General features: G+C 58.3%; 13 protein-coding genes. 8 read left to right on the plus strand and 5 right to left on the minus strand.

What is annotated here, in order from left to right; translation table 11 throughout:
- Nucleotides 1-44: 44 nt before the first annotated feature.
- Nucleotides 45-1,001 carry a transcription initiation factor IIB gene (locus tag BM083_RS16100; RefSeq protein ID WP_089870571.1) on the plus strand — a complete coding sequence of 319 codons (957 nt, stop codon included), beginning with the start codon at nt 45-47 and terminating at the stop codon, nt 999-1,001.
- A gap of 161 nt (nt 1,002-1,162) precedes the next feature.
- Here BM083_RS16100 and BM083_RS16105 read toward each other — a convergent pair whose 3' ends face one another.
- Nucleotides 1,163-3,181 (minus strand): amylo-alpha-1,6-glucosidase, encoded by a 2,019-nt coding sequence (locus BM083_RS16105; protein ID WP_177197666.1) that lies wholly within the window; start codon nt 3,179-3,181, stop codon nt 1,163-1,165.
- A gap of 133 nt (nt 3,182-3,314) precedes the next feature.
- Here BM083_RS16105 and BM083_RS16110 point away from each other — a divergent pair, with 133 nt between their 5' ends.
- The 3 genes from BM083_RS16110 to BM083_RS16120 are packed head-to-tail and all read left to right on the plus strand — an operon-like array spanning nt 3,315 to nt 6,534.
- On the plus strand, nt 3,315-4,619 hold the full coding sequence (locus BM083_RS16110; protein WP_177197667.1) for an ABC transporter substrate-binding protein: 1,305 nt from the start codon (nt 3,315-3,317) through the stop codon (nt 4,617-4,619).
- Nucleotides 4,620-4,621: 2 nt separating this feature from the next.
- Nucleotides 4,622-5,668 carry a carbohydrate ABC transporter permease gene (locus tag BM083_RS16115; protein ID WP_089870579.1) on the plus strand — a complete coding sequence of 349 codons (1,047 nt, stop codon included), beginning with the start codon at nt 4,622-4,624 and terminating at the stop codon, nt 5,666-5,668.
- Complete coding sequence (locus BM083_RS16120) at nt 5,668-6,534, plus strand: carbohydrate ABC transporter permease (RefSeq protein WP_089870582.1); 867 nt, start codon at nt 5,668-5,670, stop codon at nt 6,532-6,534. The genes BM083_RS16115 and BM083_RS16120 overlap by 1 nt, the downstream gene beginning before the upstream one ends.
- 275 nt (nt 6,535-6,809) lie before the next feature.
- Here the strand turns inward: BM083_RS16120 and BM083_RS16125 are convergent, their stop codons facing one another.
- The 4 genes from BM083_RS16125 to BM083_RS16140 all read right to left on the minus strand — a co-directional run bounded on the left by BM083_RS16125 (nt 6,810) and on the right by BM083_RS16140 (nt 10,341).
- Nucleotides 6,810-7,886, minus strand: coding sequence for a TrmB family transcriptional regulator (locus tag BM083_RS16125; protein WP_089870584.1), 1,077 nt, complete (start codon nt 7,884-7,886; stop codon nt 6,810-6,812).
- A gap of 76 nt (nt 7,887-7,962) precedes the next feature.
- On the minus strand, nt 7,963-9,102 hold the full coding sequence (locus BM083_RS16130) for an ABC transporter ATP-binding protein (RefSeq protein WP_089870586.1): 1,140 nt from the start codon (nt 9,100-9,102) through the stop codon (nt 7,963-7,965).
- 97 nt (nt 9,103-9,199) lie between these two features.
- Nucleotides 9,200-9,649, minus strand: coding sequence for a hypothetical protein (locus BM083_RS16135; RefSeq protein WP_089870588.1), 450 nt, complete (start codon nt 9,647-9,649; stop codon nt 9,200-9,202).
- Nucleotides 9,646-10,341, minus strand: coding sequence for a hypothetical protein (locus tag BM083_RS16140; protein WP_143085753.1), 696 nt, complete (start codon nt 10,339-10,341; stop codon nt 9,646-9,648). The genes BM083_RS16135 and BM083_RS16140 overlap by 4 nt, the downstream gene beginning before the upstream one ends.
- Nucleotides 10,342-10,506: 165 nt before the next feature.
- Here BM083_RS16140 and BM083_RS16145 point away from each other — a divergent pair, with 165 nt between their 5' ends.
- The 4 genes from BM083_RS16145 to BM083_RS16160 form a co-directional block, all read left to right on the plus strand.
- Entirely contained in the window at nt 10,507-11,379 is an 873-nt protein-coding gene (locus BM083_RS16145) for a biosurfactant protein 1 (RefSeq protein ID WP_089870593.1), read from the plus strand.
- Between the two features lie 390 nt (nt 11,380-11,769).
- The gene (locus tag BM083_RS16150; protein WP_089870595.1) at nt 11,770-12,048 is read left to right on the plus strand and encodes a ribbon-helix-helix domain-containing protein; all 279 of its coding nucleotides are present in this window, start codon (nt 11,770-11,772) and stop codon (nt 12,046-12,048) included.
- A complete protein-coding gene (locus BM083_RS16155) occupies nt 12,041-12,304 on the plus strand; it encodes a type II toxin-antitoxin system RelE family toxin (RefSeq protein ID WP_089870598.1) in 264 nt (87 codons plus the stop codon). The genes BM083_RS16150 and BM083_RS16155 overlap by 8 nt, the downstream gene beginning before the upstream one ends.
- A gap of 107 nt (nt 12,305-12,411) precedes the next feature.
- A partial coding sequence (locus BM083_RS16160) for an SWIM zinc finger family protein (protein WP_089870931.1) occupies nt 12,412-12,760 on the plus strand: 349 nt, incomplete at its 3' end.

A 12,760-nucleotide genomic window follows, 5' to 3' on the forward strand; every position in this document is an offset into this window, starting at 1 on the left:
GCGCAGAGAGATTCGCGACTCATCTAGTGTCCCTCGTGAGTACCATGGCAACGAGAGATATCTACGAAACGGCCTTCGACGAAGACGTCCAGTGTGAGTCCAGTTCGAACAACTGTCCCGAATGCAGCGGCCACGTGGCAACCAACGCGGTCGAAACAGTCTGTGAAGACTGTGGGCTGGTCATCGCCGACCAGGAGATCGACCACGGCCCCGAGTGGCGCTCATTCGAAGACGACGACAGCAATCGCGAACGGACAGGTGCTCCTCTCACGGCGGCCCGTCACGACCGAGGCTTGTCGACCACGATCGGGCGCAGCACCGATGGGAAGGGACGCACGCTCTCTGGGTCGAAACGATGTCAGCTCGCCCGGATGCGGCGTGAACACAGTCGTGGCCGGTTCCAGTCGAAAGCCGAGCGCAACCTCGCACACGGGTTAGGTGAAGTCCGAAGAGTCACGAGCGCTCTCGGACTTGCTGACTCGGTTCGAGAGCAAGCGTGTCAGCTCTTCCGGAGTGCCCAACGCGAGGACCTCTTGCTCGGTCGGTCGATCGAAGCGATAGCCGCCGCCAGCGTCTATGGGGTCTGTCGGTGTCACGGACGGCCAGTCGCCCGTGATGACTTCGTCGACGTTGCCCGAGTCGACCACTCGGGTGTCACGAACGCGTACAAAACGTTGAACAGAGAACTGGGACTCCCGACACAGCCCGTCGCCCCACAATCGCTGCTTCCCAAGCTCGCCTCAGAACTCGGTATTGAGAAACGGGTTCGTCGACAAGCGCGGGCGCTTGCCGAGCGTGCGCATCAGACGTCCATTACGAACGGCTATCAGCCGTCTGGGGTTGCTGCAGCCTGTCTCTATCTCGCCAGTCGTGAACACGGAGAGTCGCTGACACAGACACAGGTTGCAGCGGCCGCTGGCACGACGCCGACGACGTTGCGAGCACGACATGCAGAACTTACTGAGCTGATTGACGGGGCGATCCGAGTCGCACCGGCGTAGGATCCTCTAAGTGAGATCGGCATCGGTGCGCGAACGGCTCTGTAGGTGTACGCAACCTGATTGCTACCCACCTCTCGAAATGGAAATGCGAACAGGATGCTCGAATCAGCTCTCAAGATGACAGAGGCACCACTCCGGATCTCTAATACTTATTCTACTCTTCAGCGCGTTTCAGACTGGGCCTCTTCCATCGGGGTAGCTTTGTCAACGGCGAGCGTGACGTCTCCCGCCAACGCACGAAGGAGGGCAATTGGAGTAGCAGCTGCCCAAGCTTGCGGTTCGCACGCCTCACCATACTCAACGGGAACGTCAGTCTCTTCGCGGTCGAACCCAGCAAATAGTTCAGGCAGTCGGTCATTACCTCGGTCACGAGCAGCCTCAACGAGTCCGCCCGCAACTGTTCGCACAGCGTCCGAACGCTCGTAGCGAGCCATTCCCAGAGCGATAAGTGAGTTGTCGTGTGGCCAAATACTCCCGAGGTGGTAGCTCTGTGGATTGTAGACATCGTGTGCGGCCGATACTGTCCGGATACCCCACCCTGAGAACATGTCTTCAGCGATAAGCCGGTCGATGACGTCGTCTGCACGATTTGCTGGAACGATACCGCTCCAGAGACAGTGGCCCGGATTAGTTGCGACCGTCTCAACAGGGTCGTTATCTCCGTCAAGTGCGACGGCGTAGAACGATTCTTCGGGTAGCCAGAACGCTTCGTCGAACGCTCGTTTCAACGTAGCCGCCTCAGTTTCGAGCGTCTCGGCGAGGTCGGGCGCGTCGACCACATCTCGAGCAAGCACGGCAGCGCGCCGCTTCGCATCGTAGGTGTACCCCTGTACTTCAGCAACGGCGAGCGGTCCCTTCGGATGAGAGCCATCAGGATGCATGATACCGTCTCCAGAGTCTTTCCACGCTTGGTGTGCAAGCCCACCGCCACCACCCCCGTCAGTGGGATATTCGACGAAGCCGTCGCCGTCACGGTCGCCGTACTCATCGAGCCACGCGAGTGCTCGTTCGACGTGCGGCCAGAGGTCTTCGACAAAGGCGTCGTCACCACTCTGTGCCCACACCTCGTGAGTGAGGATGACGAACAGCGCCGTGGCGTCGATAGTTCCATAGTACGGAGAGTGTGGAACCGACTCGCGGAGGGTGAGTTCGCCGTGTCGAATCTCGTGGAGAATCTTCCCCGGTTCGGCGTGTCGGAACGTGTCCACGTCGTCGGCTTGGTGGGCAGCTAGATAGCGGCAGGTTCCCTTCGCCGGTTCAACCGTCAACGGAAGAGCTTGATACGCGGCGATGAGTGAATCACGACCGAACGCCGTCGCGAACCACGGTACGCCAGCGGCGAACAGTGGTCCGTTCTCGGTGTCGAGGCAGAGTTCGAGCAGATTCTCCCGGCTCTCTTCGAGCACGGATTCCCACAGTCGGAGGTCAAGCGGTACGTCAGAATACGTCGAGACGAGATCTTCTGTCGAAGCCTCCCACTCCATTTCTCGAGTATCGAGGTTACGCCGTGCTCGGTCGAAAGTGTCGGCAGGATTGTGGGATGTGCTGTCGGACTCGTTCGGGTGGATACCAACGAACAAGACGGCGTCTTCACGCGGAGCCAACTCAAGTTCGACCAGTATAGTCGCGTCCGCACGTCTATCGCCAACGGTCGCGTCGGTGACAGTACCGCAGCTGGTGCGAACGACAGTCTCCCACGTCTCGTTGAGGTCCGCCGGGTCGTAGCAGAAGGTTACCGCAGCATCATTAGCGTCGTCTGCGTTCGTCGTCTCGACGGAGATATCTCGCACCGTACGCGCTTCGGACTGGAACCCGCGTACCTCGAAGAGGTCGTCGAAAGTCGTGCCGACGTCGAGCGTGAGGGTCTCCGTGAGTGATTCGCTCGTCAGGTTCGTCACACGAACCTGTTCAGTGAGACCGTTCGTGACAAGCTGACGTCGGCTGACTCGGAGCGTTCGCGCACCGAGCTCTAGCGGGTCACAGAGATGAAGCAATCGTTCACCTGGACGGACGTCGACCGTCTCTAAGGTCTCGAGCGGTCGGTCGGCCGTCTCCAGCCGATACGTGTCGAGATGTCGCATGTCTCGGTGATAGAATCCATCGTGGTCTCTGGTTTGACGTCCGTCGCCGTCGGTCACGAGAAACGTCGAACCGTGCAGAACTGTACTGTCGCGTTTCATTCCTTTTGCGAGTGATTCCCGCCGTCCCATATAAAGCCTCGGTCACATCACTACTGGAGTAGTGTGACATTCCGAATCTTTATTATTCTGGGTTCAAACGTTGGAGACGAACATGACACACAATGGCACTAAGATGACCCGGCGTCACCTCGTGGCAACTGGCGCAGTGGGGCTCGCAGGCGCGTTCGCTGGCTGTACGGGTGGCGACGGCGACTCCGGTGGTGACGGCGATTCGAGCGGAACTTCGCAGGCGACGAGTGGTGGCTCAACGACACAAGTTCCCAGCAGCGAGCTTACGCTTTCGGGATGGGCTGCGGACGACACCGAGTCAGAGCTGTTGAAGCAACTCATCGGGTCGTTCGAGGAGAATCACTCGAACATCAGCGTCGAGTACAACCCGGTGCAGTCGAACTACAAACAGAAGCTAAAGACACAACTCGGAGCGGGCAATGCACCGGACGTCTTCTATGTTGACGCCAACTACTTCGGATCATTCGCGTCGGAGGACGTTCTGCTCGACCTCTCGGACCTCTCGAATGCAGAAGAGTTCGACGTCGACGACTTCTTCCAGCCGCTCTTGGAGGCGTTCAAGTACGACGGGACGCTATACGGTATCCCGAAGGACTTCTCGACGCTCGGATTGTTCTTCAACACCGCGATGTTCGAGGAGGCGAGCGTCGAAGCCCCCGAGACGTGGAGTGAACTTCGGTCGGCTCTCTCAGCTGTCAAGGAGTCGACGGACGTGAAAGCGCCGCTGGTAGAGTTCCCGAACGCTCGGATGTGGAAAGCGATGTTGTTCCAGAACGGCGGTTCGATGCTCAACGACGCCGGCGACGAGGCTGTCTTCGCCTCCGACGCTGGCGTCGAAGCACTGCAGTATCTCGTCGACCTGAAGAAAGACGGCCTGCTCGCGGTGCCGAGCGAACTCGGTGCCGGCTGGCATGGTGCGGCACTCGGTTCACAAGAAGTCGCTGCAGCGGTGCTCGGCCCGTGGGGACTGCCGTTCCTCGAAGAGAATCATCCCGAGGTCAACAAGAACATCGACGTCGCGCATCTTCCGATTCCGGAAGATGGCCAGAAGGCAACCTCGGCATACACGGTGTCCTACAGCGCGTCCGCAGCGACCGAATCGCCAGCCGCCTCGAAGTCGCTCATCAAAGGGATGACCAGTCCCGACGGGATGGCCAAGTGGGCCAAGAAAGGGCTTGCACTCTCTGCACGGAAGTCTCATCGGGATCTCGAATACTACCAGAACCACCCGCGCCGCAAGACGCTCTTGGAAGCCGGTGAGTGGTCGCACCCGGTCGCCTACGGGCCGAACAGCGAGGAGATCATCAACCTCCTCCACCCGCAACTCGAAGCGGCGATGCTCGAGAAGAAGGCACCGAAGCAGGCACTCGAAACCGCCCAGTCGAAGATTAACAGCGAAGTGTTCTGATCATGGCAGTCGGAGAGCGTGACGAGAGCGGTGATAGCGGTGTCGTGAGCGCCGTCAGAGACGTCTTGGATGGCTCACTCCGTGCACGGCTTGGCGTCACCGAAGACCAGAACAATCTGATGGGCTTTCTGTTCGTCGCACCGAACGTCCTCATGTTCTCGGTGTTCCTCCTCGGACCAGTACTCTACGCGTTCTACATCTCGTTCCAAGAGTGGAGCATTCTCAGGAACGCAGGCACTTGGGTCGGGTTGGCAAACTACGTCGACGTGCTGACGCCACTCCCAGTCCAAGGCGGCCTCACGAACCTCCAGTTGAATACGAGCGTGTTCACCGACCCATCAGTGAACCTGTTTTGGTACTCGCTGAAGACGACCGTCATCTACGCTGTTGGGACTGTCCCACTGCAAATCTACGGCGGACTTGCAGTCGCGCTCATGCTCGACAAGCGTGTCCGTATGAAGAAAGCGTATCGAGCGGCGTACTTCATGCCAGTCATGCTGAGCGGTGCGGCGAGCGCCGTCATGTGGCGGTGGTTCCTCGCAGCAGACGGTGTCATCAACAACTTCCTGGAGCCCATCGGTGAGCTCGTTGGTGTTCAGTTAGCGCAGAACTGGGCGGGTAACCCCTCCTACGCACTCGGTGGCGTGATGCTGATGGCCATCTGGGGCGGTATTGGGTCAAACATGATCTTCTTCCTTGCTGGGCTCCAGAACGTCCCCGAGGAACTATATGAAGCGGCCCGTATCGACGGTGCGAGTGCGTGGCAGCGATTCCGGCACGTCACGTGGCCGAATCTGGGCAACACGAACTTCTTCGTCATCGTCATGGCCATCATCGGCGCCTTCCAAGTGTTCGGCATCGCACTTGTTTACTCCGAGGGTGGGCCGGTGTACGCGACGACGACTATCGTGCTTCTCATCTACCAGCGAGCGTTCGAAGAGGGGAAGATGGGTGTCGGCGCCGCAATGGCGTTCATCCTCTTTCTCATCATCTTCGCGTTCAGCTACCACCAGTATCGTCACCGCCAGCAAGAGGAGGTGACCTACTGATGGCACGGTCGAGTTACGAGTACCCAGGCTACGACCGGTCGGGCGCAAGCTACTGGTCGAAGACCGTCGTACTCTATGCGCTCGTTACTACTGGCGCACTGTGGATGACACTTCCCTTCTGGTGGACGCTCACCACCGCCTTATCCGCGAATCCGACTGCAACATCGGTGACGTTCATCCCTGCAGAGGTGACAGCCCAGAACTTCCTGAAGCTCTGGGAGCGTCCAGACATCCTGCTCGTGCGCTGGTTCATCAACACGGTTATCTTCGCCGGGGCAGTCACAGCGTTCAACCTAACGTTCGACAGCCTCGCGGGTTACGCACTGGCGAAGATCGACTTCTGGGGTCGCGAGAAGCTGTTCCTCGGGTTCATGTCGACGATGATGATTCCCGGGATGGTAACACTTATCCCCGTCTACCTCATCCTCGTCGAACTGAACTGGACGAATACCTACCAAGGACTGATTGCGCCGCTCGCGGCGAATCCGTTTGGTATCTTCCTGCTACGGCAGCATTTCAAGAGTCTCCCCTCCGCGTTGGGTGAAGCTTCGAAGATCGACGGCTGTAACGAACTGCAGACGTTCTACAAGATCTACCTACCGCTGGCGAAACCCGCACTGGCGACGTTAGGTATCTTCACATTCATGGGCGCATGGAACAACTTCCAGTGGCCGCTCATTATTGCCAACGAGAACGAGATGTACACGCTGCCAGTAGCGCTGTTCGCCGTCCGGAACCAGTACTTCGCCGAATGGGGATTGATGATGGCTGCTGCGCTCATCATCGTCGGTCCAGTCCTTATCGCCTTCCTAGCGGCACAGAACTACTTCATCCGGGGCATGAGCCTCAGCGGGATGAAGGGGTAGAACAGCGACTCTCTTTTACTGCAGCAGATCTCGGACAGTTGCTCCTCGACAAGTGGTCGCCACGGATAATCATTCCTGATGTCATAAATCAAACATTAGCGTTGATGGCGACTTCACAACACTTTGTATAATTTGCTGGCGTCGACTGATCAAAGGCGGCGGCGCTTGACAGCAAAACCGAAGGTTGGGTGACGACACGACTGCACTCGGGGCGATATAGAAGGAGTTGCTGACAGAGATGAGAGTGCGGCGTGACTGTCACCAGCTTGTTCGATTTAGTGAGCTGTCTCGACGACAAACCGCTTTCCCTCGATATCTTCGTACAGGGCACCCCAACCACCAACCGTCATTACGCCGTCTTGCGTCTCTAAGTCGATTGTCGCCTCCTCGACGTAGCTCCGAAGATCGTTCCCACCGCCACTGTCGTAGGCAACGTCAACGACTCGGCCCGTGATTGTGACGTCGTCACCGCTGTTACGGTCCTTGCCGTGGACACTCATGATGACCTCTGCGCCGTCGGCGAGAAGCGGCGTGATGTCTTGGATACACTCTCGTATCTTGGTGTACGTTGCTGGCAGGGCGTTGTCGCGGTCGGAGTAGACCACGTCCCAAAGCGCCCACAGTGCGGTCTGGAAGTACCAGTCGAACGTTCGCGAGAGGGAGTAATCGTTCACGAGAACGCCGTACTCGTGGCTCGGGTGAAGCGGTTGCTCGGGAGCGAAACAGACCCGAATGCCGTCGGCGATGACAAGGAAAGGGGTGTGGAGTCGTCGGTAGCGGACCTCGGTCGCAACGCCGACGAACGAGCTCTCGTCAAATGTTGGTTCGCTCGTCCGGTCGTCGGTCTCGTCAGGTGTGAGCGTGAGCTTTACCACGATGCCGCGATCGTACGCACCTTCAAGCGAGTCGCGCAACTCGTCGAACTGCGAGCGGTTCACCGCGATTTGGAGTTCGTTTTCCGCATTTTCGATCGCTTCACGCGCGCGGTCGTAGATGGACGATAACGGTTTGAGAACGCTCACGCGGTGGTTCTCAACTGTCGGACGCTCCCACCGGTCTTGAATCTCGTCGACCGCCTGTGAGACGGTAGTCGCGTGATCCGTGAGTGTGTCCAATATTGCAGCAGGTTCGTGAGCGCGAGCGTGGAGGCTTCCCTCTTGATATGTTTCGATAAAGCCTTCTTTTTCGAGATTACGGAGGACGTCGTAGATTCGCGCCTGCGGAACATCACAGGCATCAGATACCTCCGTCGCCGGAGCGCTGCCGAGTTCGAGCACCGCAATGTATGCGTCAGCCTCGTACTGCGTGAGGCCGACATTTTCGAGGGTGGCTCGGAGTCGTTCGGTCTCCATAGAAGAGGTACGTCACCGGTGGCAGTTGTGTCCTCCGCTTATCGCCAGCGCTGTACGTTCCAAGAAAGTGACTTCCTCACAGCTGCACGCCTTGCGGGAGCGATTCTGTCTCACGTGCACGGTTGAAGATGGTCTCTCCAGTGTCTGCATCAAAGACGTGAACTCGGTCGCGGGGGAAGCGAAGTCGAATCGTGTCACCGGTAGCGATGTCGTAGTCGCCAGAAACACTCGCTGTTGCCGTGGTGTCGCCGACGTCTAGGTGGAGGACGCTCTCACGTCCCATCGGTTCGATGACGGTGACTGTTGCGGCGACCGTGTCAGGACCCGGTTCGGTGGCGAGCTCCATTTCCTCTGGGCGAATTCCGAGCTCGATTTCCCGTGGGCTGTTGCCAATCTCGGCTGCCTGCTCCTCGGAGAATTCGTATTCGATACCAGCGCCGATACCGGTGGCCGTGGTGTGGTCGAACTCCAATGGGATGAAGTTCATCGAAGGAGATCCGATAAATCCGGCGACAAATGTGTTCGCCGGTTCGTGATAACACTCGAGTGGCGTTCCGAGTTGCTGGAGCTGTCCGTCGTTTAGGACGGCGATGCGGTCACCCATCGTCATCGCTTCCGTCTGGTCGTGCGTCACGTAGACGGTTGCGACACCGAGTTGGTCGTGCAGTTGCTGGAGTTCCGTCCGCATCTGAGTGCGGAGTTTTGCGTCGAGGTTCGACAAGGGTTCGTCCATGAGGAACACCGATGGTTCGCGGACGATGGCCCGACCCAGCGCGACACGCTGTTGTTGACCCCCCGAGAGTGCCTTCGGTCGACGGTTGAGCAGGTCGGTGATGTCGAGTAGGTCGGCAGCGTCGCTGACGCGTTCGGTAATCTCTGCGTCCGAGAGATCAGTCGTCATCTCCAACCCGAAAGCCATGTTCTCGGCGACCGTTTTGTGCGGGTACAACGCGTAGTTCTGGAACACCATCGCGATGTCGCGGTCTTTCGGCTTCTTATCGTTGACCACGTCGTCACCGATGCGAACCTCTCCATCAGAAATCGTCTCGAGACCCGCGAGGAGTCGAAGCGTCGTCGACTTACCACATCCAGAGGGACCGACGAGGACGAGAAATTCTCCCTCGTTGATAGCGATTGTCAGGTCTTCGACGGCAACGACCTCACCGTCACCCGACTCAAACACCTTCGTCACGCTGTCGTATTCGGCGGTTGCCATTGGTTATCAGTGACTCTCATGTTCCATCCAAATAGGTGTTACTACTGGAGTAGTGTGACGTGCATGTCTTCCACGCTTTGTGTATAGTTCGGCCGGGTCACGCCCCGACGAGCCACGGGATGAATTCAGGGACGAGATAGACGAACCACTGAACTGTCCACGCTACCCCCATCCAGAGGAGCCCCCAGTGAGCAGACCGGCCTACTGGTCGGACTGGCCACACAGCCCCGGTGTGTGTCTGCCGCCGTGGATAGACGTAGTCTGCAAAGAGGTGAAGCGCCATCCCCAACGCAATGAAGTTGAGCGCATCAAGTGCCCAGGGTACCGCCGCGAACCCGTTCATTTGACTGAGGACGAGATACACGAATGCGGGAAGCAAGAGCGTATGGAGCAGCCACGACCGATGAGTCTTCTCATTGAACGTGTCGAGTTCGGGGAGAAACACGCCGACGACGAGTGGGACGGCGACGGCCGGATGGTAGCCGACAGCGACCGCGAGAAATGCAACTGGGATTACACTGAGGAGGTGATGTTCGCGAGCAGTCACACTAGTTCACCTCGGTAGGCACGTACGAGTCGAAGGGCACCCTCACCAGTCGTCTCCTCAAACGTCGTCACTTCAAGAAGCGCGAGGAGACCAGGTAACAGCAGTACGACGCCGATCTGCACTGCCACACAGAGCAGACAGACGACAGCCGCACATACGAGATGCAAGACGGTAAACGAAGGTGTCTCAATGAGATGATAGGCAGCGTTTCGGAGCGCACCCCAAGTCGACGGCTTCTGTTCCTCTGGAGCCCGCACGACGAGCGTTGCTGCTCGGAGTGTCCAGACTACCGCGATAATGAGTGCGTAGAGTCCAGCGAGCGAACCGAGTAGGAACGCTGCGTCGCGTGTCGCTGAGGCTGCTGACAAGTAGATTGTCGTGACGACTCCGACGACGACGAGAAGCCCCGAGAGTGGAAGCCCGCGTTTGACATTCTGACGGGTTGCGGTGAGGAACGCAGCGGCACGCGCCCGTTCCGAGATGGGGTTGCCGGTTACTTCACCAGTGACGCTGTCGGTGAGTACCCTAACGAGTGCGAGCAGCGCGCTCCCGACGGTTACGACCGGAAGCGAGACGAGCGTGAAGAGGACGCTCAGGATGACAATTGTCACGAGCTCCGAATAGGCGACGCGCCCAAAAGCTGCGAGTGTGGCCAACGGGTCAACCCGCATGATCCCACTGTGGGAACTCATCGATCCGCTCCAGAAGTTGTTGCTACGCGCACGCACATAACCGAGTGGTCTCTGCTACACTACTACAGTAGTTTCGGTTGTTTAGTCGGTATCCCTGTCTGATTGCTATCGCCAGGGTCCGTCTCGATATTGAAGTACCATGCCGGGTGAAATCGAGACAAGCCGATGACTGACCACTACGCCGACTATGAAGCACTTCGTCCAGTTGGTGAAGCAACCCGGACTCCGGATCACGAACTCGATGCTCGTTTCGGCGCTCAAGATCAAGGAGAGTATCTCGTAGGCTACCCGGCCGAGGATCACCAGCGAGAGACCAATTGTCCCTCTTGTGGGACGTCGATTCCGCCGGGGCAGCCAAAGTGCCGATTCTGTCTCACCCACCATCTCGATCCATCGGACGAGCAGCGTCACTCGGGTACCGAGCTGTCGCTCTTGCACGTCGTTCACCTGTTCGTCGAGTCGTCGACGTACTATGGCGCCGTCGCGAAGGGAGCCGCCGCAGCAACACTGCTTGCAACGAATGCGTTCGACCCCGCCGTCGAGGAGTGCCAGCTCATCTACGACTTCGACGAGGAGCCTGCCGCACAGGTGACCGACGCGTGGCCAGCACTCTCTCCTGCGGTTCGAGTTGCTTCAAAACATGGTGAGGAGACGCTTGCAGTCACTCGTGAGCGAACGACCTGGGGAAACACCACTCGCTCGCCGACCGAACACGCGACGTACCTCTACGACGAAAGCGGGAGCGCCATTCAGGATGAGGCGAACCTCTCGACACTCCTAGAGAGCGCAGGCGACGACGGCTGGCTCGTTCCAGCGATTGCACTTCAGCACTCTCCCGTAAAGACAAGTCCCGAGTCTTGGGACCATCGGGTGCCAACGAAGACGTTGCTCCAGTGCTGGGAGTGTGGCCGAGAGACGACACATCGGTTCTCGGCGTTTGAGGAAAATTCCGACAATGGGCGGAGTGGACAGCCAATCTGGGACTGTACTATGTGTGGAGCACCGTGCTTTGGGCCTGACCCAAGAGCGAGTCAGTAAGCTCACGCAGAGAAGTTTTATTTGCCCCCTGAAGGGTGCGGGGCACTCAGAGAAGATTGTCCCGAGACTAAACGATGACATCGAAAGACACCATCCGTCGGACACCTCTCAAGAGCAACCACCGTATCGCCCTCAGCAACACCGGATGTCAGATGAAATACGTCGCTCAGCAGGGTGTAGGTCGATGAAACGGCTAGTCGCGCGTCTGTTCGCTACTGAGGAAACCGTCGTCCACGAGTGTCGTCACTGTGGTACAACACTCAACAGTACAGACGGCTCGTGTTCTGCCTGTGATTCAACCGACGTCGTGACTTACCGGTTCTGAACCAATGACCCAACAAGCAACAATCGGAGCGAAGCATCTATTGTGATACGCACGTATCACAGCATATGAGTACTGACAGCGACTCCGGGTCAAATGGCGAGATGGAGAAAATCAACGTCCGAGTGCCACGGGCGCTGCTCTCCCAGATCGACGAGGTCTGGGAGCAGCGTGGCTACGCAAACAAGTCCGAGTTCATCCGTGATGCACTGCGTGACGCTGTCAATCCGCCAGCGCAACTGTCTGAGGAGGCCCTCAAGCACCTTGCAGAGAGTCGTGAACAGCGAGAAAGCGGTGAAACGGTGTCGCACGACGACGTGAAGGACCGACTCGGTCTCGATGACTGAGATTGAGTGGACACCAAAGGCAATCGAACTTCTCGAAGGACTTGACACCGAAGCTCAGGAGCGACTCGTCAAGAAACTCGATGAAGCGAAAGACTGGACCTCACACCGCGTCGAGAAACTCACTGGCTACCCCTACTACAAACTGCGGGCAGGGGACTACCGTGCGATCATCACATGGGATCGCGACCAAGACGTACTCATCGTCGAGGCTGTCGGTCACCGTCGGAACATCTACGACCGGCACCTCCCACCCTGAGAGAGGGCTTCGCTCGGCAGTCGAAACAACTCTCCGGTGAACGCTTTCGGAGAGATTTTATCCACCCCTGAAGGGTGCGGGGCACTCGAGAGGTGCCTCGTCGACCCATGACGAATGCATTTGCACACCTTGATACAACCCGGAGAGTCGTCAAACGAGCCCAGTATGAGGCATTCGAGTTCGAATGCTGTGAGGGCGGTATTCGCGTTAGAAACTGTAGTCACGCCGAGCCAGCAACCCACGAGTACCACGTCACCGTCGACGACGGAGTTCCGGTAGCGTGTGAGTGTCCAGCCGACGCGAAGTACTCGTCGGCGTGTAAGCACCGTGTCGCAGTTGCGATTCGAACTCCACTCCTCGATGCCGCTGCAACGCAGGCGGTCGCCGACGGCGGAACCGTCGTAAGCGACGGCGACGCTGGGGAGTCAGACGAGTGCGACTGTGCAGACCTTGGCG

The organism is Halogranum rubrum, from assembly GCF_900114455.1.
Lineage (GTDB): Archaea > Halobacteriota > Halobacteria > Halobacteriales > Haloferacaceae > Halogranum > Halogranum rubrum.